General features: G+C 63.8%; 25 protein-coding genes and 1 riboswitch. Of the genes, 10 read left to right on the top strand and 15 right to left on the bottom strand.

Translation table 11 applies throughout. The annotated features are described in order from the left end of the window. The 7 genes from VK804_RS24990 to VK804_RS24960 form a co-directional block, all read right to left on the bottom strand. Positions 1-1,372, bottom strand: a 1,372-nt coding sequence (locus VK804_RS24990) for a molybdopterin cofactor-binding domain-containing protein (protein ID WP_325375189.1), incomplete at its 3' end; no start/stop codon positions are given. Further along, positions 1,369-1,869 (bottom strand): (2Fe-2S)-binding protein, encoded by a 501-nt coding sequence (locus VK804_RS24985; RefSeq protein ID WP_325375187.1) that lies wholly within the window; start codon positions 1,867-1,869, stop codon positions 1,369-1,371. The genes VK804_RS24985 and VK804_RS24990, both read right to left, overlap by 4 nt. A gap of 14 nt (positions 1,870-1,883) precedes the next feature. Continuing rightward, positions 1,884-2,747 carry a xanthine dehydrogenase family protein subunit M gene (locus tag VK804_RS24980; RefSeq protein ID WP_325375185.1) on the bottom strand — a complete coding sequence of 288 codons (864 nt, stop codon included), beginning with the start codon at positions 2,745-2,747 and terminating at the stop codon, positions 1,884-1,886. Between the two features lie 373 nt (positions 2,748-3,120). Beyond that, positions 3,121-4,323: an MHYT domain-containing protein gene (locus VK804_RS24975; RefSeq protein WP_325375183.1), complete on the bottom strand. Its 1,203-nt coding sequence runs from the start codon at positions 4,321-4,323 to the stop codon at positions 3,121-3,123. Positions 4,324-4,603: 280 nt separating this feature from the next. Then, positions 4,604-6,073 carry a methyl-accepting chemotaxis protein gene (locus VK804_RS24970; protein WP_325375181.1) on the bottom strand — a complete coding sequence of 490 codons (1,470 nt, stop codon included), beginning with the start codon at positions 6,071-6,073 and terminating at the stop codon, positions 4,604-4,606. Positions 6,074-6,090: 17 nt separating this feature from the next. Next, entirely contained in the window at positions 6,091-6,423 is a 333-nt protein-coding gene (locus VK804_RS24965) for a hypothetical protein (protein ID WP_325375179.1), read from the bottom strand. A 278-nt stretch (positions 6,424-6,701) separates the two neighbouring features. After that, on the bottom strand, positions 6,702-7,277 hold the full coding sequence (locus tag VK804_RS24960; RefSeq protein ID WP_325375177.1) for a 6,7-dimethyl-8-ribityllumazine synthase: 576 nt from the start codon (positions 7,275-7,277) through the stop codon (positions 6,702-6,704). 71 nt (positions 7,278-7,348) lie between these two features. Then, positions 7,349-7,510, bottom strand: a riboswitch (FMN riboswitch). Positions 7,511-7,962: 452 nt separating this feature from the next. On the opposite strand from VK804_RS24960, the gene VK804_RS24955 reads away from it, so the two are divergent. Then, a complete protein-coding gene (locus tag VK804_RS24955; RefSeq protein WP_325375175.1) occupies positions 7,963-8,463 on the top strand; it encodes a YbjN domain-containing protein in 501 nt (166 codons plus the stop codon). Between the two features lie 149 nt (positions 8,464-8,612). Next, entirely contained in the window at positions 8,613-9,440 is an 828-nt protein-coding gene (gene proC, locus VK804_RS24950) for a pyrroline-5-carboxylate reductase (RefSeq protein ID WP_325375173.1), read from the top strand. A gap of 121 nt (positions 9,441-9,561) precedes the next feature. Here proC and VK804_RS24945 read toward each other — a convergent pair whose 3' ends face one another. The 5 genes from VK804_RS24945 to VK804_RS24925 form a co-directional block, all read right to left on the bottom strand. Then, complete coding sequence (locus VK804_RS24945; RefSeq protein WP_325375171.1) at positions 9,562-9,957, bottom strand: thioesterase family protein; 396 nt, start codon at positions 9,955-9,957, stop codon at positions 9,562-9,564. 163 nt (positions 9,958-10,120) lie between these two features. Next, entirely contained in the window at positions 10,121-10,318 is a 198-nt protein-coding gene (locus VK804_RS24940) for a tautomerase family protein (protein WP_325375170.1), read from the bottom strand. A 133-nt stretch (positions 10,319-10,451) separates the two neighbouring features. After that, a complete protein-coding gene (hisS, locus tag VK804_RS24935) occupies positions 10,452-11,942 on the bottom strand; it encodes a histidine--tRNA ligase (RefSeq protein ID WP_414642841.1) in 1,491 nt (496 codons plus the stop codon). A gap of 141 nt (positions 11,943-12,083) precedes the next feature. Beyond that, on the bottom strand, positions 12,084-12,530 hold the full coding sequence (locus tag VK804_RS24930) for a YegJ family protein (protein WP_414642840.1): 447 nt from the start codon (positions 12,528-12,530) through the stop codon (positions 12,084-12,086). 65 nt (positions 12,531-12,595) lie between these two features. Then, positions 12,596-13,687 carry a branched-chain amino acid aminotransferase gene (locus VK804_RS24925; RefSeq protein WP_325375166.1) on the bottom strand — a complete coding sequence of 364 codons (1,092 nt, stop codon included), beginning with the start codon at positions 13,685-13,687 and terminating at the stop codon, positions 12,596-12,598. Positions 13,688-13,824: 137 nt separating this feature from the next. Here VK804_RS24925 and VK804_RS24920 point away from each other — a divergent pair, with 137 nt between their 5' ends. Genes VK804_RS24920 through VK804_RS24905 form a run of 4 tightly spaced genes read left to right on the top strand, consistent with a single transcriptional unit; the run spans position 13,825 to position 16,667 of the window. Then, positions 13,825-13,962 carry a hypothetical protein gene (locus VK804_RS24920; protein WP_325375164.1) on the top strand — a complete coding sequence of 46 codons (138 nt, stop codon included), beginning with the start codon at positions 13,825-13,827 and terminating at the stop codon, positions 13,960-13,962. Between the two features lie 23 nt (positions 13,963-13,985). Next, the gene (locus VK804_RS24915) at positions 13,986-14,546 is read left to right on the top strand and encodes a MarR family transcriptional regulator (RefSeq protein ID WP_325375162.1); all 561 of its coding nucleotides are present in this window, start codon (positions 13,986-13,988) and stop codon (positions 14,544-14,546) included. Then, positions 14,543-15,265, top strand: a complete 723-nt coding sequence (locus VK804_RS24910) for a response regulator transcription factor (protein WP_325375160.1) — start codon at positions 14,543-14,545, stop codon at positions 15,263-15,265. Before VK804_RS24915 ends, VK804_RS24910 begins: the two co-directional genes overlap by 4 nt. 10 nt (positions 15,266-15,275) lie before the next feature. Further along, positions 15,276-16,667, top strand: coding sequence for an ATP-binding protein (locus tag VK804_RS24905; RefSeq protein WP_325375158.1), 1,392 nt, complete (start codon positions 15,276-15,278; stop codon positions 16,665-16,667). 158 nt (positions 16,668-16,825) lie between these two features. Here the strand turns inward: VK804_RS24905 and VK804_RS24900 are convergent, their stop codons facing one another. After that, complete coding sequence (locus VK804_RS24900; RefSeq protein WP_325375156.1) at positions 16,826-17,356, bottom strand: DUF3617 domain-containing protein; 531 nt, start codon at positions 17,354-17,356, stop codon at positions 16,826-16,828. Positions 17,357-17,401: 45 nt separating this feature from the next. Beyond that, positions 17,402-17,689 carry a hypothetical protein gene (locus VK804_RS24895; protein ID WP_325375154.1) on the bottom strand — a complete coding sequence of 96 codons (288 nt, stop codon included), beginning with the start codon at positions 17,687-17,689 and terminating at the stop codon, positions 17,402-17,404. Positions 17,690-17,853: 164 nt separating this feature from the next. Between VK804_RS24895 and VK804_RS24890 the strand changes: the two genes are divergently transcribed. From VK804_RS24890 to VK804_RS24875, 4 genes are all read left to right on the top strand, one after another. Then, entirely contained in the window at positions 17,854-18,312 is a 459-nt protein-coding gene (locus VK804_RS24890; protein ID WP_325375153.1) for a hypothetical protein, read from the top strand. 163 nt (positions 18,313-18,475) lie between these two features. Continuing rightward, positions 18,476-19,195, top strand: coding sequence for a ribonuclease T2 (locus VK804_RS24885; RefSeq protein ID WP_325375151.1), 720 nt, complete (start codon positions 18,476-18,478; stop codon positions 19,193-19,195). A gap of 196 nt (positions 19,196-19,391) precedes the next feature. Then, positions 19,392-20,252, top strand: a complete 861-nt coding sequence (locus VK804_RS24880) for a 23S rRNA (adenine(2030)-N(6))-methyltransferase RlmJ (protein WP_325375150.1) — start codon at positions 19,392-19,394, stop codon at positions 20,250-20,252. Positions 20,253-20,521: 269 nt separating this feature from the next. Next, entirely contained in the window at positions 20,522-20,737 is a 216-nt protein-coding gene (locus VK804_RS24875) for a cold-shock protein (RefSeq protein WP_325375148.1), read from the top strand. Between the two features lie 93 nt (positions 20,738-20,830). On the opposite strand, the gene VK804_RS24870 is transcribed toward VK804_RS24875, so the two are convergent. After that, the gene (locus tag VK804_RS24870) at positions 20,831-21,454 is read right to left on the bottom strand and encodes an outer membrane protein (RefSeq protein ID WP_325375147.1); all 624 of its coding nucleotides are present in this window, start codon (positions 21,452-21,454) and stop codon (positions 20,831-20,833) included. Positions 21,455-21,698: the final 244 nt, after the last annotated feature.

Raw genomic sequence — 21,698 nt, 5'->3', positions numbered from 1 at the left:
TGCGCAGGCCGGCATAGTCGACGCTCTCCATCATCTTCTTCATCGCGGTATGGTAGTCGCCGGAATCATATTCCCAGCCGAGCGCCGAATGATACGGGAACTGCTCGGCCTTCACAAAGTTCTTCAAGCGAAGTTCGGCCGGATCCATCTTCAGCTTCTGCGCCAGGATATCCATCCCGCGCTCGATGCAGTAGGCGGCCTCCGTCACCCGGAACGAGCAGCGATAGGCGACCCCGCCCGGCGCCTTGTTGGTGTAGATGCCGTCGACCGACAGATGCGCGGTGGGGAAGTCGTAGGATCCCGTGACGATGTTGAAGAAGCCGGCCGGCCATTTCGACGGGTCGGCGCAGGCATCGAACGCGCCGTGATCGGCCAGCACATGGACGCGCAGGCCGGTGACCTTGCCTTCCTTGGTCGCAGCGATCTCGGTGGTCATGTGGTAGTCGCGCGCGAACGAGGTCGCGGTCAGGTTCTCGATGCGGTCCTCGACCCATTTCACCGGCTTGCCGGTGACGATGGAGGCGACCGCGGCACAGATGTAACCGGGATAGGCGCCGACCTTGTTGCCAAAGCCGCCGCCGATGTCGGGCGAGATCACATGGATCTTCTGCTCGGGCAGTTTGGCGATCAATGACACCACCGTGCGGATCACATGCGGCGCCTGGAACGTGCCCCAGATCGTCAGCTCGCCCCTGATCTTGTCGAAGGAGCAGACGCACTGGCAGGTTTCCAGCGGCGACGGATGGACGCGCTGATAGGAGATCAGCTCCTTGATCGTGACATCCGCCTTCTTGAAGGCGGCGTCGGTCAGATCCTTGTCGCCGACGGTCCACTCGAAGATGTGGTTGTGATGCTTGCGCGGCCCGTGCGCGCCGGTGGTCTTGCCGGCAAGATCCTCGCGCAGCACGGGCGCATCGGCGTCCATCGCCTTGAACGGATCGATCACGACCGGCAGCGGTTCGTATTCGACCACGACCTTGTTGATGCCGTCGTCGGCGGCGTAGCGGTCGGTGGCGACCACGAACGCCACCTCCTGGCCCTGGAACAGCACCTTGCCGTCGGCGAGCACCATCTGCACGTCGCCGGCCAAGGTCGGCATCCAGGCGAGGTTGACGGTCTTCAGCGTCTCGGCGGTAATCACCGCGAGCACGCCCGGCACCTTCAGCGCCTCGTCGCCATTGATCGATTTGACCCGCGCATGGGCATGCGGCGAGCGCACGAAATCGCCGTGCAGCATGCCCGGCAATTTCAGATCGTCGACATAATTGCCCTTGCCTTGCGTGAAGCGGATGTCCTCGACCCGCTTGCGCTTGCAGCCCATGCCTTCAAGCGCGGCTTCGCGTTGTTCCCGCGTGGGAGTTAGGTCGTTCATTCCGCGGCCTCCTTGAATTCCACGCCGTTGATCTTGTCGGCGGCGTACTGGATTGCCCTGACGATGTTCTGGTAGCCGGTGCAGCGGCAGATATTGCCCGAGATGCCCATCCGGATTTCCTCCTCGGTGGGGCGCGGGTTCTCCCGCAGCAGCCGCTGCGCCCGCACGATCATGCCGGGGGTGCAAAAGCCGCATTGCAGCCCATGCATCATCCGAAAACCTTCCTGCAGCGCCGACAGCGAGCCATCGGCGTTCGCAACGCCCTCGATGGTGAGGATGTCGGAGCCCTGCGCCTGCACCGCGAATACCGTGCAGGATTTGACCGACATGCCGTCGAGATCGACGGTGCAGGCGCCGCAATGGGTGGTCTCGCAGCCGATATGGGTGCCGGTCAGCGAAAGATTTTCCCGAAGGAAATGCACCAGCAGCGTGCGCGGTTCGACGAGGCCTTCGACCTCGACGCCGTTCACTTTCATGGTCACATGGGTTTTTGCCATTGTTGTTTCCTCTCTTACTTTGCGCGGCCGGCGGCGCGGGTCAGCGCCCGCGTCACCATGATGCCGCCGACATGCTTGCGGTATTCGATGGGACCGCGGGCGTCCGCGGCCGGCGACATGATCGCGACCGCAGCAGCCGCGGCCTTTTTCAGCGTCGCGGCGTCGAGGCTGGTGCCGGTCACGATCTTCGCGGCTTCGGTCGCCAGCAGCGGCGTTTCGTGCAGGTTGGTGAGGCCGATGGCGCAGGAGGCGACCTTGCCGCCCGCCATGGTCAGCACGACGGCGGCGGCCGCGGTGGCGTAATCGCCGACTTTCCGCTTCAGCTTCTCGTAGGCGTAGCCGTGGCCGGCCGCGGGTGCGGGAACTGAAATCGCGGTCAGGATTTCGCCCGGCTCGAGCGCGGTGAAATAGGCGCCCTGATAGAACTCCCTCGCTGCGACGTCGCGGGCGCCGGATTTGCCTTCGAGCCGGTAGCTCGCGCCCAACGTCATCATCAGCGCCGGCATGTCGTTGCCGGGATCGCCATTGGCGACATTGCCGCCGATGGTACCGCGGTAGCGCACCTGCGGATCGGCGATCAGGAGCGCGGTTTCATGCAAAATCGGCAGCGATTTGGCGATTTCGTCGGAGGCCAGCAGTTCGTGCTGGGTGGTCATCGCGCCGATCACGATTTTGTTGCCGTCGCGGCGGATGCCCTTGAGGCCGTCGATGCCGTGCAGGTCGACCAGATGCTCCGGGGTGGCGAGCCTAAGCTTCATCATCGGCACCAGGCTGTGGCCGCCGGCCAGCGGCCGGGCCTCTTCGCCGAGATCGGTGAGCAGTTTCACCGCATCGGCCAGCGTCGCCGGCCGGTGATAGCTGAACGGGCCAGGAATCATGGTCTCCTCCGTGGGTGCTTTTGGTTGTGCGGAGGCTGTTCCCGGAAATTTGCGCGGGCAAGGCGGCGGCGGCCGCTTGGTCACGGGCGGAGAAAATTCGCACGAATGGCGGACAGCCGCGCACGAAATGCGTCAGGGGTTGAGACCTAGTCTTTCAGTCCCGTCACCCCCGCGTAACGGCTTCGCCGTTATCGCTGGAGGTGCGAGCTCAGGGGTGCGCTTGCACCGCTGAGCGAGCCTCGAAGGGCGACGGCCCGGCTGCTGCGGCACGGGCCGTTCATCCTTCGAGGCTCGCCGAAGAGGCGAGCACCTCCAGCGATAACGGCGAAGCCGTTACGCGGGGATGACGGATGAGAGAGCGCTTATGCGGGCCTCAAACGTGATGATTGCGTTTCGCCAGCCCCAGCCTTGCCTTGACCTCGGCGATCTTGGCGCGGCTGACGGGGACGCGATGCGGCGAGGGACCGTCGAGTTCGATCACGGCGCCGTCGCCTTCCTTGCGGACGAAAGTGACGTGCGGGATCGCCACGATGTGGCTGCGGTGGACGCGGACGAACAGGCCGGGATCGAGCTGCGCCTCGGCCTCCGAGATCGACCACGGGCACATCCGCTCGCGGGTGCCGTCATGCACTCTTGTATAGTGAGCGTCGGCCCGCACGCTCCTGACATCGGCGGTATCGATGAAATGGGTGCCATCGGCGCCTTCGATCGGCAACCTGACCACGGGCGCCGGGCGCGGCGGCCGGCCGAGGCCGCCGAGCGGCGCCGACATCACGCGGGGAAAGGGGCTTGCGATCGCCTCCAGCAACGGCGCGGCGGCCGGCTCGGGCGTCGCTGGGGCCGCCGGGGCTGGCTGCCGGCGCGGATCGGGCACCAGCGACAGCAAAAAGCCCGCGGCGATGACAAAACAGAGCACGGCGACCACGATCGAGAGCATTTGCGGCGAGGCGGCCAAGCCCCCGGCGCCGATATGGTGATGCGCGGCCTCCGACGGCGGAACGAAATGCATGCCGTACATCGCGGTGTAATGCATGCCGGATACCGCGATGCCGAAGGCGATCGAACTGGCGATCAGCCGGATGCCGTCCTGGCGCGCAAGAAACGCGCGCAAGCCCCCATAGGCGGCAGCGATGGCGATGAAGATCGACAGCACGACCATCGCGGTGTCGTGCTGGATCGCGAAATGGCCTTCGAGCCCATGAATCCCGACATAGTGCATGCTGGCGATCCCGACCCCGAGCAAGACCGCCGACGAGATAACCCGCCGCTGCGACGGTTCGCCGATGCTGAGGAAGAACAAGGAGACGCCGACCACTAGCGCGCAGATCAAAAACGAGACGATGGTGGGCAGCACCAGATAGACGGCATCTGATGGAATCGGCGCCGCCAGCATGCCGACGAAATGCATGGTCCAGATGCCGATGGCGAGGAAGGAGGCGGCGCCCGCCAGCAGGACACGCCGGCTCACGCCCGGCGTGCCGCGAATCCGCGCCGCCAGACCGAAGCCGGTGTAACCTCCCAGGCTCGCGATCACCACCGAGAGCGCGACGAGATAGGGATCGTGTCCTTCGAACATGATCGTTTCGGCCGCCCGTCTCCACGGGAATGCCGCCTCCCGCGCCTGAGTTTATCGGCGGCGGTGGAAATGACAATCGAGCCTCTTCTCCCTCTCCCCGCTCTTGCGGGGAGAGGGCTGGGGTGAGGGGCTGTCGATCCGGAAATAGTGGTGATGATCAGGCATGGTGCCATGCCCCTCACCCGAAATTCGAGTTGCACTCGAATTTCGACCTCTCCCCGTAAAGGACGGGGAGAGGTAAGCCGACACGCCGCTCGTCCGCGAACGTGGTCCGCACCGGCTACGCGGCCTGGATCGATCCGAGGAAGCCGTCGACCTCGACCTTCAGCTGTTCGGACTGCGACGACAATCCGCAGGAGGCTTCCAGCAATTTGGACGCCGCGGCGCCGGCCTCGTCTGCCGCCTTTGTGACCCCAAGGATGTTGTCTCTCACTTCAGTGGTGCCGGTTGCGGCCTGCTGCACATTGCCGGCAATCTCGCGCGTCGCGCCATTCTGCTGATCCACGGCGCTGGCGATCGCGCCGGAAATCTCGTTGATCTCCGCGATGGTGCCGACGAAGGTCTGGATCGCGGTCACGGCCTCTCCGGTCGCGCTCTGGATGTCCTGGATTTGCGCGGAAATTTCTTCCGTCGCCTTTGCCGTCTGGTTGGCCAGCGCCTTCACTTCGCTCGCAACCACGGCAAATCCCCGGCCGTGTTCGCCTGCGCGCGCGGCTTCGATCGTCGCATTCAGCGCCAGCAGGTTGGTCTGGCTGGCGATGCTCTGGATCAGCGTCACCACCTCGCCGATTTTCTGGGTGCCGGCTGCCAGCCCTTCGACGACGACGTTGGTACGGCGCGCCTCAGTGGCGGCTTTTTCCGCGATTTCCGCCGAGCGGCTTACCTGTTTGCCGATCTCGCCGATCGAGGCCGTCAGTTCTTCCGTGGCCGATGCGACGGTTCCGACGCTGCTCGACGCCTGCGACGACGCCGTCGCCGCCGCAGCCGCTTGCCGCGCCGTTTCCTCGCTGCTGCGGCTCATCGACGCCGAGATCGCCTGCATCTCGCCGGCGGCGACCGCAACGGCCTTGACGATACGGCCGACCTTGCGCTCGAAGTCGGACGCCATGTCGCGCCGCGCGGCGTCGCGATCCTGCTTGGCGCGGCGCTCGGCCTCGATCCGGTCGGCCTCGGTCTGCGCCTCGGCCGCGTGAGCGGCTTCCACCTCGGCGGCCTGCCTGGCGGTGGCCTCGAACAGCTGCGAGAGCTTGCGCGCCAGCCAGATCAATACCACCGCTTCCGTCCCCAGGATGACGGCGTGCAGCACCACGCGCTCGACACCCGCCTCGCCCGGAAAGACCGCCGCGGGCAGCAGGAAGTTCAGGACGAGATGGTGGAGCGCGACGGCCACGGTGCCGATCACGATCGGCCGATAGTCGCAATAGGCGACCAGGCACGCCAGCGCCGCAAAGAAATACATGTGCGCGTCGCTCTGCCAGGGATGCCCCGACAGCTGATAGACAAACACCGAGACGCCACCCATCAGCGCGACGGCAAAGGTCAGGCGCGTTGATAGTCCGTTGCCGGTCATGCGCCATGACAAGGTCGCGGCGGCGGCGAAGACCGCCGTGAACACCGCCGGCCACAGCCAGCTGGCGCCGCGCGCCATTGCGATGGCGATCGCGATCGCAAGATGCACCCAGAGCAGCGCGACCAGCGCCTTGCTCGTGGTGTCGCGCAACGCTTCGAGATCCTTGCTCTCGACGGCCATGCCAAATTCCTTCCGGGTTATCTTGTGAGGCAGGCGGCGATCGCCTGCGGGTCGAGGGTAAGCCACGCGCCAGCCTCTTGCAGGCGCTGCAATCCATTGCTGCGGTCCGGCTGCACCACCAGAATCGATGGGATGGCGGTGATCCGGACAATGGCGGCGTTGGCGGAAGCAGCTGCCGTGAAGACCTGCTGCGCGCCCCACCAGGGCGGAAAGGCCACGGCCACGATCTCGGCGCCGGGCCGCGCCTGCAGCGACAGCGCGGCCACCCCGATAAAACTCGCGATCAGCAAGCCGGTGGCATTGACCCAGACGGGCCAACGAGATGCCGTGATGTCCTGGACCCGTTCCATGTCAGGAATTATGCGGGGATAAAGCTAATTGCCCGTAAATATGACGGTTTCCGCGAAATGTCGCAGCGCTGCAACCGGGCGCGCGCTGGCGCGCGCGCCGTGGCGACAAACCCTCTCCCCGCTCTTCGCGGGGAGAGGGTTGGGTGAGGGGCTGTCGATCCGGAAATAGTGGCGATGGGTCTGGCACGGTGCCATGCCCCTCACCCGAAATTCGCGGCCGCGAATTTCGACCTCTCCCCGCAAAAGGGCGGGGAGAGGTAAAGCGCTGCGCCTGCTCGCTACACGATCCCCGCGGCGACCTGGCCGCGCAGGCGTTCCAGGCTGAGCAGCGTGTTGGCGCAGGCTTCCGCGACCTCGACGCCCTTGGTGGCAAAATGCTTGCGGAAGAATTCGACATGGGCCGAACTCTCGTGGAATTGCTGCGGCGTCAGCACCGCGGAGAAAACCGGCACCTCGGTCTTCAGCTGCACGTCCATCAGCGCCTTGATCACGGTGTCGGCGACGAATTCGTGACGGTAGATGCCGCCATCGACCACGAGGCCGGCCGCGACGATCGCGGTGTAGCGGCGCGTCTTGGCGAGGATCTGCGCGTGCAGCGGGATTTCGAACGAGCCCGGCACCTCGAACAGATCGACCCGCGCGCGATCGATGTGGCGCGCCTCGATCTCGTCGAGGAAGGCGATGCGGCATTGCTCGACCACCTCGCGGTGCCAGGACGACTGCACGAAGGCGACCCGCTGCGGTTTTGCAAATCGCGGGTGCGCCGGCGCCGGCGGGCGATCGACGATGTCGGGGGAGCGTTTGGCTTCGGTGGGTTCTTGTGCTTCGGGAGCATCTTGCAACATCTGATTCATGGCTTTCCTCTTTCAGGACCAGAATCAGGGCATACGGAACAACGTTAGCCGCGCACGAATGCGGCTGCCGCGACCGTTCTCTTTCATCCGGACTTTAACCGTCGGCTTCGGAATCGCACCGAATCTGCTAACCCTTCCTCGCCAAAAATCGATGGAGCGGAAGGCGCTCGCGGGCTTGGGTCTCGTCCACCCTTACCGCCGGTGGGGAATTACACCCCGCCCTGAGAACATCGGCCGCCCGGAATGAGCGGCCTGAGGTCAATTATGGCGAAGCCAGGCGGTGCCAGCAAGGACCTTCGCTATGGCGAATCAGCATGTCCCCATGCCGGCGGGGCCGCTGCCGGGGTTTCCGCGGCGGGCCCGGGTTAAGGAAAAATTAACCCTTTCGGCAGCCCAATCGAAGGTGCGAATCGGGCCGGAACCGGAGCCGAACCACTCTGATTCCGGTTTGTTCTCGTAAGCGAAAAAGTTAACGCACGATCAGTTGTGGACGATCGAAATTTAACAGCTGGTTTGCTGTGGATGGACTCGGCCTGCCGTTGCGCCGATTCCGCAAATCACATCAGTTGATCCCGGCAGGCCCCGGGGCAACCTGATCGGGACTGCAACTGGCAGCGGCGCGACAGCGGGCTGACGTGCGTAACCACCATCGTATCTGAACTAGCGAAAGTAAGGTCGAGACGGCATGTCCCTGCTCGAAGGCATCATCGATTCCCGGAACAATCCGCTCGCGGTGGTCGAGGACATCGCCGTCGATAACAACTGGTCGTTCGAACGTTCCGGCGAGGACGAGGTGACGATCGTCTCCAAGGGCGACTGGACCGATTATCAATTGTCCTTCACCTGGATGAACGAGATCGAGGCGCTGCATCTGGCCTGCGCCTTCGACATGAAGATTCCCGGCCCGCGCCGGCCAGAGGTGCAGCGGCTGATCGCCGCGATCAACGAACAATTGTGGATCGGGCATTTCGACATCTGGACTCACACCGGCATGATCATGCACCGCCAGGCGCTGGTGCTGCCGGGCGGCATCACCGCCTCCACCGCGCAATGCGAAAGCATGCTGGTCGGCGCGATCCACGCCTGCGAGCGCTATTATCCGGCATTCCAGTTCGTGGTCTGGGCCGGCAAGAGCGCAGGCGAAGCGATGAGCGCGGCGATGTTCGATACCGAGGGTGAGGCTTGAGTCTTCGCGACACCCCGAAGTCGTCATGCCCGGGCTTGTCCCGGGCATCCACGTCTTGCTTCAAATGAGCAAAGAAAGACGTGGATGGCCGGGACAAGCCCGGCCATGACGAATATGTTGTCGGGAGAATTCCGTTCCGAGATATCGAAATGAACGCTACTCAGCCGCTCGCGCAAATCAAAGGCCCCATCGTGCTTGCCGGCGCGGGGAAGATGGGCGGGGCGATGCTGACGGGGTGGCTCGCGGGCGGGCTTGATCCGAAGCAGGTCGCGCTGATCGAGCCGTATCCCTCCGACGACATCCGCGCGCTGGCGGCGAAAGGCATTCGTCTCAATCCATCGGCGAAAGAGGTCGGCGCCGCGGCGACGCTGGTGGTGGCGCTGAAGCCGCAATCGTTTCGCGAAGCGGGCTCCGCGCTAAAGCCGTTCGCCGCACCGTCGACGCTCGTGGTCTCGATCATGGCGGGCATGACGATCGCCTCGATTTCGGACGTCTGCGGCGGCAGCGTGGTGCGGGCGATGCCGAACACGCCGGCCGCAATCGGCCGCGGCATCACGGTCGCGGTCGCGGCCGGCAGCGTCAGCGCAGGCCAGCGCGCGGTGGCCGATGCGCTGCTCCGCGCCACCGGCTCGGTCGAATGGGTCGATGACGAGAAATTGATGGACGCGGTGACCGCGGTTTCCGGCTCGGGACCGGCCTATGTCTTCCTGCTCGCCGAGGAACTGGCGTGCGCCGGCGTTGAGGCCGGCCTGCCGGAAGCGCTTGCGACAAAGCTTGCGCGCGAAACCGTGGCCGGCTCCGGCGAATTGCTGCATCGCTCGGAATTTGCGTCAGCCGTGCTGCGGCAGAACGTCACCTCGCCCGGCGGCACCACGGCGGCGGCGCTGGAAGTGCTGATGGGGCCGGACGGAATGCAGTCGCTGCTGATCCGCGCGGTTGCGGCCGCGACGAAGCGGTCGCGGGAATTGGCGAAGTAGCCCTATGTCGTCATTGCCGGGCTTGACCCGGCAATCCATCCCTCTTCACAAGACTCTTTTGACGAAAGATGGATGCGCGGGTCAAGCCCGCGCATGACGAGTTGGGGGCGATCGCTCTGCCCTACCCCGCCCCCAGCCGCTTCGTGAATGCCTCGACATTGACCAGCCCGCGCGCGTGGCGGCCTTCGCCGATGCGGCGCTTGTCGTCGAAGGCTTCCACCTCGAAACGGATCACGCGGCGCTCCACCGCGATCACTTTCGCGGTGGTGCGCACGGTGGCGCCTACGGGAGTTGCGGCGAGATGGCGGATATCGACCTCGGTGCCGACCGTGACCCAGCCGGGTGCGAGATACCGGTTGATGGCGTCGCCCGAGGTCATCTCCATTTCCAGGATCATCATCGGCGTCGCATAGACCATCGGCATATGCTTGACGAAATGCCCGACCGTGCGCTCCGGCGGCACGATCAGGGTGCGCTCGGCGCTCATGCCGACCTTGATGACATCGCGGGCGTCCATGGGATGATCCGAAATGTCGTCGTCCCGGCCTAGTGCGCAATTGCGCACGGGGGGCCGGGACCCATACCGCGTGATGTCGCGTTGAGACGCGATGGCCGACGCCTCGCAAAACAACCAACGCCGGTGATTATGGGTCCCGGCCTTCGCCGGGACGACGAGCGAGCTACTTCTTCGCCGCGCGTTCCACGAAGGTCTTGCCGCCCTTCATCTTGTGGGCGAGCGGCGCCTCGTTGATCTGGATCACGACCGCGTCGGCATCGATGCCGAGGTTCGTCACCAGCGCCTTGGTGATGTCGCGCATCATGCCGGCCTTCTGCTCATCGGTGCGGCCGGCGGCCATGCTGATGGTGATTTCAGGCATTGTTCGTCACTCCCTTTTTTGCCTCGTCATGGCCGGGCTTGTCCCGGCCATCTACGACTTCCGCTATCAAACAAGACGTAGATGGCCGGGACAAGCCCGGACGCCGCGTCTTTGGAAGAATGGCCATCGCACCCTATGCGGGGCCAGGACCTCGTGGCCCTATTCCATGCCAGCCCAAGGTTTCTTCGACCGCGTCAACAAGCTGCAAGACAGGCACTCTCTTCTGGATCAGTCGCTGTGTCTGCAAATATCGGTCCCGAGTTTCTTCCACGTCGGTTACAGTAGAGCCGACCCACAAATCTTTGACAATTACCTGGGGTCCTTCGGGATCATTCAGTTCATCCGATCCTTGGATAATTACACATGGCGCGTTTCGGCGATCAGCATATTTGAGCTGATTACCCATGTTCTTAGGATTGCCAAGATAGAGTTCGGCGCGGATGCCAGCCTTGCGAAGTCGAGTAACCATCTTCTGGTAGTCGGCCGTGCGCTCCTTATCGAATATCGTGACCACGACTGGGCCCACTTCGGGCTGCTGATTCAGTTTGCCCAACATGCTCAATGCAGCTTGCAGTCGCGACACGCCAATTGAAAAGCCGGTCGCGGGCACTAGCTCGCCACGAAAGCGCGAAACCAGCCCATCATAACGCCCACCACCGCCGACCGAGCCGAATCGCACGAGACGGCCCTTCTCGTCTTTTGTCTCAAGTAACAGTTCAACTTCATAGACTGCGCCGGTATAGTATTCGAGACCGCGAACAACTGAAGAATCAACACGAATTTGATCGTTGTCGTAACCTGCCGCCCTCACGATTTTGATAATCTCACCAAGTTCGGACAGACCAACTCTCATGAGACCTTCACCCTCCATACCAAGATACTTTTTTGGTAATTGGCCGTCTATGTGCTCACGCCAAGCACCATCGGGCATTTGCTCAAATTCAATGTTGAATCGTAGAGCCTGACGAATTGCTTCGATTTGATCCGTATCTAACCCTGCTCCTTTAGTAAAATCCCCACTTTCATCTTTTCGCCCTGGCCCAAGAAGCTTTTCGACCTCCGACCATTCGAACTTATCCGCTTTGTCAACAGCTCGGAGCACAGTCAGCCTGCGCGCTGAGTTCTCATCGCCCCCAAGCCCAATTGTTTCCAGAACACCGTCGAGAACTTTCCGGCTGTTCAGCTTCACAACATATGAGCCCTTCGCAATCCCCAGAGCCTCCAAAGTTTCTGCAGCCATCATGCACATCTCAGCATCGGCAGCGGCGGCTGAGGGGCCCGAGACGGCTGTCCCAACTGTATCGGCGTCGAATTGCATAAACTGGCGAAAGCGGCCGGGCCCCGGCTTTTCGTTGCGAAATACCCAACCGTGACGATAACTGCGATACGGTAGAACCAAGTTTTCCGTTCCGTATCTCTCCGCGACATAGCGCGCCAGCGGCGCGGTCAAATCGTAGCGCAGCGAAATCCACTGCTCGTCGTCGTCCTGGAACGAGAACACGCCCTCGTTGGGCCGGTCCTGGTCGGGCAGGAATTTTCCCAGTGCGTCGGTATACTCGAACGCCGGCGTTTCCACCGGCTCAAAGCCGTAGCGCTCGTAGACGGCGCGGATTTTTTCTACCATCTGCCGCGTCGCGTTGATCGCGGCCGGGCCACGGTCTTCCAGCCCGCGCGGCAGGCGCGCCTTCAGTTTTTGCGGCTTTTTCGGTTTGTCGGACATGGTGCGCGCGTTGGTATCAGCCGGGACGCCAAGCGGCAACCCGGTTCAATGTGGCGGCTGCTCCATCAGCGCGCGCATGGCATCGGCGTCTTCTTTCGGCATCGATTTCAGCAGCAGCTTGATGGTCTCTCCGCCGACGATCTTTTCATTCCGCATGAACATCCAGTCGGAGATATCGGCCTGTTCGAATTCGGCCTGATCGCCGATGTTGCCCGGCAGATTATTCGGCTCGTTGGAGAACCGGCCGGAATAATTGCCATCCGGAAGCCTCTCCACGTCGGCCATCCAGATATGCTCGACGTAGCCATCACTGGCAAAACGAACTTTCAGGCAATGTCCTGACTCTGTCGGCTTCGGCGCATCGTAGGAAGCCCAGAAGGTCGGAAGCGTGTCGCGGGCATGGGCGATCGCAGCGTTCATCTCGGCATCGGCCGCACGAAAGTCAATGACCGGCGGATCGTCTTCCGTCAGAAATTTAGCCACCATACCAATCACCCCAAGGTTGCAAGGCTCGAGCGTTCGTCGTTCGTCATCCTGACGCGGTTGACGGCAGCCGGTCACAAAACCTGTCTGATCCAGTTGTGCGGATCGGCGGCGCGGCCGTACTGGATGTCGACCAGTTGCTTGCGCATTCCCATGGCGACGGGGCCGGCGGCGCCGCCGCTGATCAGGAAATCGCCGTTGACGGAACACACCTTGCCGATCGGCGAGATCACGGCCGCGGTGCCGCAGGCGAAAGCCTCTTTCAGCCTGCCGCTGGCGGCGTCCTTGCGCCATTGCTCGATCGTGTAGGGCTCCTCGCGCACGACCGTGCCAGCATCCCTGGTGAGCGCGATGATCGAATCCCGCGTGATGCCCGGCAGGATGGTGCCGAGCGGCGGCGTCGAGAGCGAACCGTCGTCGAACACGAAGAAGATGTTCATGCCGCCGAGTTCCTCGATGTAGCGGCGCTCCACCGCATCGACGAACACCACCTGGTCGCAGCCGTGCTCGATGGCCTCGGCCTGCGCGCGCAGGCTGGCGGCGTAATTGCCGCCGCATTTGACGGCGCCGGTGCCGCCGATCGCGGCGCGTGTGTAGTTCTCCGACACCCAGATCGACACCGGCGCGGGTCCGCCCTTGAAATAAGAGCCGACCGGGGAAGCGATGACGGCGAAGATGTATTCGGCCGAAGGCTTCACGCCGAGGAAGACTTCGCTCGCGATCATGAAGGGCCGCAAATAGAGACTGCCCTCGCCGCCCGGGATCCAGGCGCGGTCGATGCGCACGATCTGCTCGACAGCTTCGATGAAGACCGCCTCGGGCAGCGGCGCCATCGCCATGCGCTCGGCCGAATCCCGAAAGCGCCTTGCATTGGCGTCGGGGCGGAACAGGTTCACCCCGCCATCGTCGCGCGTGTAGGCCTTCAGCCCCTCGAAAATCTCCTGCGCGTAGTGCAGCACGGCGGTCGCCGGATCGAGCGGGAAATTGGCGCGGGACTCGATGCGCGCGCCATGCCAGCCCTTTGCAGAATCGTAGCGGACCACCGCCATGTGATCGGTGAAGACCCGGCCGAAGCCCGGATCCTTCAATAGCTTCGCCCGCGCATCGGAGCCGACGGGGTTGCTGGTCGGGCTGCAGGAAAAGATGATCTTCTGATGTGCGTTCATCGGACGGGTCCGTGGCTGGCGTTTCACTCAAGTTGGTAGGCTTGTTAGTGCGCTTGGCCCTGCGTCCTCGGCCCTGCGGCCGGTTTCCGCGCCGGCATGGCCATAGGACATGCTTTTGCGGAGGGCGGAAGTCCAGTATGTTTGCCGAAATGCCGCTCGACAATCTCGACGGTAACCAAATTCGCGGCCTTGGCCGCCACCTCGGGCTTCCGCCGCTCGAAACATCGCCGCCGGCGAAACGACCTAATGTTTCGTCGTGGTCGATTGTTTTGTAACATTGAACCCAAGATACGTCAATATGGCTGACATAAATTTCTCGAATGCCTCCCCCAACCCCGATTCGCGGCCGCCGGAGGGGCGATCTGCGGCCTCCGGAGCGAGTGATTTGCGCTGGGACATCATCGAGTTGCTGTTTTTCGCCTACCGCGATTTCGTCGGCGACGCCGACCATGAACTGGAGGCGTTCGGGTTCGGCCGCGCGCATCACCGGGTGCTGCATTTCGTTCACCGCTATCCCGGATTGAAGGTCGCCGACCTGCTGGACGTGCTGCGCATCACCAAGCAGTCGCTTGGGCGCGTGCTCAAGCAATTGCTCGACGAAGGCTATATCGTGCAGAAGACCGGCAACAACGACCGCCGGCAGCGCCTGCTGTTCGCCACCGCCAAGGGCGAGGCGCTGGTGGCAAAACTCGCCGGCCTGCAGACCGACCGCATCAACCGCGCGCTCGCCGGCATCGGCCCGGCAGGCACCGAGACGGTCCGCCAGTTCCTGCGCGCGATGATCGATCACGACGATCCCGACAAGGTGCTGGAGAAGATCCTCTCGACCTCCAGCGCAACCGCAAAGGAAAAAACGTGATCCAGGCCGCCACCATCGCGCGCACCCCGCCGCAGCCGGCCGATGACGCGCCGCATCTGTTGCTGGTCGACGACGACCGCCGCATCCGCGACCTGTTGTCGCGCTTCCTCTGCGGCGAGGGTTATCGCGTCACCACGGCGATGAGCGCGGCCGACGCCCGCGCCAAGCTCCACGGCCTGCATTTCGACCTGTTGATCCTCGACGTGATGATGCCGGGAGAGACCGGCTTCGATCTCGCCCGCTTCATCCGCTCGTCGTCGTCGGTGCCGATCATCATGCTGACGGCGCGGCATGAGGCCGAAGCCCGGATCGAGGGCCTGCAGATCGGCGCCGACGATTACGTGGCCAAGCCGTTCGAGCCGCGCGAACTGGTATTGCGGATCGGCAATATCCTCAAACGCACCGCGCCGCCGCCGGTCGAGACGCTGGAGCAGGTCGCGTTCGGGCCCTACGTCTATCACCTGGAGCGCGGTGAATTGCGGCAAAGCGAGGAGACCGTCCATCTCACCGACCGCGAGCGCGAGATGCTGCGCATCCTGGCGCTGGCGCGCGGCGACACCGTGCCGCGCGGCGCGCTGACCGGCAACGGCACCGTCAACGAGCGCGCCGTCGACGTGCAGATCAACCGCCTGCGCCGCAAGATCGAGCGCGATCCGGCGAACCCACTGTTCCTGCAGGCGGTGCGCGGCATCGGCTATCGCCTGGTCGCCTCGCCGTGAACCATTTCAGATGAGCACGCTCGACACCGGCATCACCCTGATCCGCTCAGCCGCGGGCCGCGTCTCGGCGGCCAACAACTGGATGGGCAACGCGTTCAAGGGCTGGATGCCGACCGGCCTCTATGCCCGCACCATGCTGATCATGATCGTGCCGATGGTGGTGCTGCAATGGGTGGTGGCGTTCGTGTTCTTCGAACGGCACTGGAGCAACGTCACGCAACATCTGTCGGCGTCGGTGGTGCAGGACATCGCCAGCCTGATCGACGTCTACAAGGGCTATCCGCAGGACAAGGACCGCGCGCTGCTACGGCGGATCGCCCAGCAGCGGCTCGGGCTGGTGGTGGATTTCCTCCCCGTCGGCGACATGCCTGCGCCCGGCCCAAAGCCGTTTTTCTCCCTGCTCGACCAGTCGCTCTCGGTGCAGCTCGGCCGCCAGATCGGCCGGCCGTTCTGGATCGACACCGTCGGCCGCTCCAACCAGCTGGAAATCCGCATCCAGCTCGATGACGCCGTGATGCAGATCTTCGCGCAGCGCAGCGCGGCCTATGCCTCGGATTCCGGGGTTTTCCTGGTCTGGATGTTCGGCACCTCCTCGATCCTGCTGATCGTGGCCTGGCTGTTCCTGCGCAACCAGATCAAGCCGATCCTGCGGCTGGCGGACGCCGCCGAAAGCTTCGGCAAGGGCCGCGAGGCGACCAATTTCCGGCCCCGCGGCGCGCGCGAAGTGCGCCGCGCCGCCCAGGCCTTCCTCGAAATGAAGGGACGCGTCGAGCGCTCGATCGAGCAGCGCACCGCGATGCTGGCCGGCGTCAGCCACGATCTGCGCACCATCCTGACCCGCTTCAAGCTGGAGCTGGCCTTGATCGGCGACAGCCCCGAGGTCGACGGCATGCGCCGCGACGTCGACGAGATGAGCGGCATGCTGGAGGATTATCTTGCGTTTGCGCGCGGCGATTCCGGCGAGCAGGCGCAGCCGACCGACATGGCGCTGGCGCTGGAGGAATTGCGCAGCGACGCCGAACGCAACGGCCATACCGCCGCGACCGTATCGTTCAACGGGCTGCCGGTGGTGACGGTGAAGCCGGCCTCGTTCAAGCGCTGCCTTGCGAACCTCGTCTCCAACGCGGCGCGGCACGCAGGCGCGATCTCGATCACGGGCCAGCGCGATCACCGCTATCTGACGATCACCGTCGACGACGACGGGCCGGGCATTCCGGCAGGCATGCGCGAGGAAGTGTTCAAGCCGTTCCTGCGGCTCGACGACGCCCGCAACCAGGACGAAGGCGGCACCGGATTGGGCCTTGCGATCGCCCGCGACATCGCGCGCTCGCATGGCGGCGACATCACCCTCGGCGACAGCCCGATGGGCGGCCTGCGCGCCACGGTACGGATTCCGGTTTGATTTCCTCCGCCGCGGCGCCTCTTCTCCCTCGCCCCGCTCTTGCGGGGAGAGGGCTGGGGTGAGGGGCTCTCTCGACATCGGGACTTGCCGAGAGAGCCCCTCACCCGGCGCTTCGCGCCGACCTCTCCCCGCGAAGAGCGGGGAGAGGTGAATGATCGCTACTTCGGCACCAGGCCCTTCAGCTTTTCGGCGTCCCTGACGTTGAGCCTGAAGCCGCCGGGCATCACGATGTCGCCGGGCTTCTGGCCGGGTTTGCAGTCCCCCAGCCATTTCGCCTCGATCATGGTGGTCGCATCGCGCGAACCGAGCGCGCCGCCTTCGCTGTGCGCGGTGGTCTTGACGGTATAGGCGGAATTGAAATCGCCGGTGACCTCGGAATGCGAGGTCATCGACGCACCCGCCACGCTGCAGACGGAATCGATGACGTAGCCGGTCGCGGTCTGCTGGATGTCGCGCCTGGAGCAGATCTCCTTCGACAGCGGCGAGGACGCCGTGCTCATGTCGCGGTCGGTGGTCTCGTCGGTGCAGTGCTGCATGGTGAGTTCGGGAAACGCCGAGCCGGTCTTCACCAGCTTCATCTCCCACAGGCCGGGCTTGCGCAGCGGTATTTCGGCCGCCCGCGCCTCCCGCCCCGGCGATAGCGCCAGCAGGCAACATCCCAAACAAAATCCAAGAAGCTGTCGCGTCATGCTTCTGCTCCGGTCAGCGCGTTCCGCCGGATGGGATAGCGCGGTTCAGTAGCGGGTGATCAGCGGCTGGTCATTTGCGCCATAGGGCACCCAGCGGCAGGAGAAGGAAATATAGCCGCCATATTGCGGATCCACCCCGAGGAACTTCGCCACCTTGCCGTAGCGGGCGCAGTGATCGACCGCGAGCTGCCGGGCGTCGTACTGCGAGGCCAGCGGATAGGGGATGATGCCGCCGGTGTCGTTGCCCTTGACGCCCCACACGCCCTGGGCCTGCGCGGGCGCGCACGCCAATATCCCGCAGACCGCAACCAGGCTCGCCGCCATCTTTCGCATCGCCAACTCCATTTTCGGAAGACACCTTAGTGTGCATCGTTGGCGATGGAAAGAACGGCCGACCGTGCCGCCTGGACTTATTGGACAGGTGTTGCCGCGTTGCACTTGACCTCGTTCGGGCTTCACGGCACCGTCCCCGCGTTAATTTTCCCGGCGGATCGCCCATGCGCATGTCTATCAAGAAATTCGGCCTGGCCGCGCTCGGCGCCATGTTCGGCGCGCTCGTCCTGGGTTCGCCGGCGCAGGCGGCCAACCCGATGGAGCTGAATTTCGGGCTGTTCGGTCCGAAATATGACGGGCGCCTAAAACCCTGCGAGGCGGCGCTCGGCACCATCACCTCCCAATTCCAGGAAAAGGAAAGCACGTTCTGGAATTCGGCGCTGCAGATCAAAGCCTATGGCGCGGTGCACGAGATCGCTTTCCGGCCGTGGCAGTCCGACAACATTCCGCGCCGCTACTGCGCCGCCGACGTCATGCTGAGCGATGGCAAATTGCGCCAGGTGTATTTCTCGCTGATCGAGGACGGCGGTTTTGCCGGGTTCGGCCAGGGCGTCGAGTGGTGCGTCACCGGGCTCGACCGCAACTGGGCCAATAGTCCCGATTGCAGGGGCGCCAAGCCCTGATTCCCAAGCCTTGATCCACAAAGCCTTGATCCGCGAAGCCTTGATCCACAAAGCCCCGATTCCCGCGCCTCCGCGGCTTTAGATCGCCGTTTCAGCTTTTTGTTCTTGAAATGTTCTGGGCGCCTGCTAGGCTTGCGGCGGCATTGGTATTGGGAGCGTAGCCATGTTGCAGCCATTTCCGACCGAGCGGATTTCCAGATCTTCGATTGCTTCATTCCTGGCCGCCTGGGGGCTACTGACCTTGGCGCTGGCCTTCGCGGCAGCACCCGCATCGGCGCAGGATAGCCGGCAGAATACACCCGGGGAGTTCGATTACTACGTGCTGTCGCTGTCATGGTCGCCGTCCTTCTGCGAGGAGGCCTCCGAGCGCGGCAATGAGGGCCGTTCCCGGGCCCAGTGCGGCGAACGGCCGTTTTCCTTCGTGGTCCACGGCCTGTGGCCGCAATATGAGCACGGCTTTCCGGAATATTGCCAGCGGCCCTCGCCCCGGCTCGATCGCAATATCATGACCTCGATGCTGGATGTGATGCCGGCGCCCGGGCTGATTTTCAATGAATGGGACAAGCACGGCACCTGCTCGGGGCTCGGCGCGCGGGCCTATTTCGAAACCATCCGCAAAGCCCGCGCGGCGGTGAAAATCCCGCCGGAATACCTCGAATTGTCGCAAGCCCTGACGGTGGCGCCCGACGAGATCGAGGCTGCCTTCATCAAGGCCAATCCGGGCCTGAGCAACGCGGCGATGGCGGTGACCTGCAACCGGACGCGGCTTTCCGAGGTGCGGATCTGCCTGAGCAAGGACCTGCAATTCCGTGCCTGCGAGGAAATCGCCCGCCGCGGCTGCCGCCGCGACCAGGTGACGATGCCGCCGCTAAGGGGCGGGTAAGCGACACCGTCATTCCGGGGCGATGCGAAGCATCGAACCCGGAATCTCGAGATTCCGGGTCTGGTCCTTCGGACCATCCCGGAATGACGGTGGGTTGCTACAGCCGTCATTGCGAGCGCAGCGAAGCAATCCACACTTACTTTGCCGATCCATGGATTGCTTCGCTGCGCTCGCAATGACGTGGTAACCCTCCGCCATGAACTACCGTCACGCCTTCCATGCCGGCGGCTTTGCCGACGTCATCAAGCACATCGTGCTGGTGCGGATGCTGGTCTATCTGCAGGAGAAGCCGGCCGCGTTGCGCGTCATCGACAGCCATGCCGGCGCCGGGCGCTACGATCTGACCTCCGACGAAGCGCGCCGCGGCGGCGAGTGGCTCACGGGGGTAGCGCGCATCATGCAGGCGCGGTTTTCGGAACGGACCTTGCCGCTGCTAAAACCCTATCTCGACATCGTCAGGGCCTTCAATCCGGAGCGCGAGCTGAAGACCTATCCCGGCTCGCCCCTGATCGCGCGCGCCTTGCTGCGGCCGCAGGACCGAATGACCGCCTGCGAGGTCGAACCGAAAGCGCGCAAACAGCTGATCGACGCGCTGCGCCGCGACACCCAGGCCCGCGTGGTCGACCTCGACGGTTGGCTGGCGCTGCCGGCCTTCGTGCCGCCGAACGAGCGCCGCGGGCTGGTCCTGATCGATCCGCCGTTCGAAGCAAAAGACGAGTTCGAGCATCTCGCCGACGGTTTTGGCGAGGCCTTCGCGAAATGGCCGACCGGCAGCTATTTGCTGTGGTATCCGGTGAAGAGCCGCCGCGCCACCGACACCCTGGCCCGGCATGCCGCCGCCGTGACAGCTGCCGCCCGGCCCCCGGGAAAAGTCCTGCGGCTGGAGTTTTCCGTAGCACCCCAGGCGGCGGGCGAGCCGCTTGCCTCTTGCGGTCTCCTGATCGTCAACCCGCCGTGGACGCTGATGGGCGAACTCAAGGCGATCCTGCCCGAACTGGAAAAGCCGCTGGGCCAGGGCGGCGCCGGCCGGTTCAGGCTGGAGACGCCGAAACCCTAGTCACGGCCGGACCAGCGAAAAGAACGATTTCCACCGTAGGCAATTTGCCGGGAACCGTATTATGCTCAGCTCCATTGGGATCGGCTTTACGTTCCGCTTCCGCAAATGGTAGCGGCGGAGTGACAAGGCCTCGAATTAATTGAAGACGGATCGGCCTCGAACGGCCTAATCCGCAAAAAAGTGGCCAAGCCTTCCGAGCGCGCATGCCGGTCGGGCCGGGACGCAAGCTTCGCGTAGCGGCGGGTGCAGTACGGGGGAGGAGTTTCCCGATGGCCATGAGTGGTACGGTCAAGTTCTTCAATGGAGAACGGGGCTATGGCTTCATCAAGCCCGATGACGGCGGTCGCGATGTGTTCGTCCACATCACCGCGGTGGAGCGGGCGGGATTGAAGGACCTGACCGAAGGACAGCGCATCACATTCGAAGTCGAACCGGACAAGAAGGGCAAAGGCCCCAAGGCGGTCAATCTGGTGATTTCGTCTTGAGCGGTCGCTTCGCGACGGCGACGGGATAGGATCAAAAAATTCCGGCCGCACGAGGCGGCCGGAAGGTTGTGATCGCGAAGTTTTTTGTTGCTATCAGAAGTGATAGTTCACGCCGGCGCGCACCGTTCCGAACCGGTAGCCGTTCGACAGGCCGGTGATGACGAAGTTGCTGGAGGCGAGATCGACATAGAGATATTCGATCTTGGCGCTCCAGTTCGGCGCCAGTCCGACTTCGGCGCCGACACCCGCGGTCCAGCCCAAATTGGTGTGGGATTCCGCCAGTCCGAAGGTCTGGCCGCTCAATTCGCCGAACGCCAAACCCCCGGTGCCGTAGAACAGCACATTGCTGACGGTATAGCCGGCGCGGCCGCGCATGGTGCCGAACCACGGGTTGGAGAACTTCCAGGGCGCAAAGGTGTCGTCGGCGCCGGTCGCCTGGATGTCGCCCTCGACGCCGAACACCCACGGGCCATTCTGCCAGTTGTAACCCGCCTGGACGCCACCGACGAAGCCGGACGGCCTGGTCGGATTGTTGCTGACCGTACCCCAGTCATAGCCGAGATTGCCGCCGAGATAGGGGCCGGCCCAGCTATAGGCGTTGAGCGGCTGGTTGACGGTATAGGGCGCGCGCGAGCCGTAAGGCAGATCGGCCGCCTGTGCCGATACCGCAGAGCCCGCGGCGATCAGCGCCGCCATCCGCAAAAAATTTTTGCTCATCCCACTCTCCCAACGCAACTGCCGCGACCCAGGGTCGTGCTTCGAATGAAGCGCGCGAGCGCGAGGTCTCGATGGTTACGGAATTCCACTTCTTATCGATAAGATTTATCGAGACTTTTAAGTTAAAGGCTTGTTAAGGCACCTTACCGGCCGCTCAGCATTCTTAAGAAAGTGTTACGCACGATGGCCGGATCGCGGTCTGCTATTGGCGTTGCAGCGCTGGCGATGAGCGGCCGGCGCGCTT

Origin of the sequence: Bradyrhizobium sp. (assembly GCF_035484855.1) — a bacterium.
Taxonomy (GTDB): domain Bacteria; phylum Pseudomonadota; class Alphaproteobacteria; order Rhizobiales; family Xanthobacteraceae; genus Bradyrhizobium.
Note: the sequence above shows the minus strand (reverse complement) of the source record. Positions and strands in the feature narration are given on the sequence as shown.